Genomic DNA, 362 nt, shown 5'->3' with positions numbered 1-362 from the left:
TCGCGATCAGATGCTCCTCACTCATCAATGAGTGAATTCCTCTTGTTTGGATCGGATGAATGATTGCTATCATTCTCTATTTAATCGCAGAAAAGAATCGAGTCTGGAAGAGGATACTCTTCCATCTCTCTCCTATCGCTATGCGGCTCTCAAGGTACGCGGGTGCGACCCCGGGGACCGGGTGCTGCGGGGACGTATCCTGGCCAGACATCCACCGGACGGGCTCCTGCCCTCCATTCGAGTTAAGTTGATCTCTCTAAGAATGTATCTCCCTAGAAAGGAGGTGATCCAGCCGCACCTTCCGGTACGGCTACCTTGTTACGACTTCACCCCCCTCACCCTCCACACCTTCGGCGCCTCCC

Annotated in this window: 1 rRNA gene; it reads right to left on the bottom strand. The window is 54.1% G+C overall.

Annotated features, from left to right (window positions below):
• Window positions 1–276: 276 nt before the first annotated feature.
• A 16S ribosomal RNA gene (locus ACTQ05_RS09620) occupies window positions 277–362 on the bottom strand; the annotation flags it as partial.

The sequence above is a fragment of the Collinsella sp. LCP21S3_A9 genome (assembly GCF_052118785.1).
Taxonomy (GTDB): Bacteria; Actinomycetota; Coriobacteriia; order Coriobacteriales; family Coriobacteriaceae; genus Collinsella.
The sequence above is the reverse complement of the archived record's forward strand: the minus strand, read 5'-3'. Positions and strand labels throughout refer to the sequence as shown.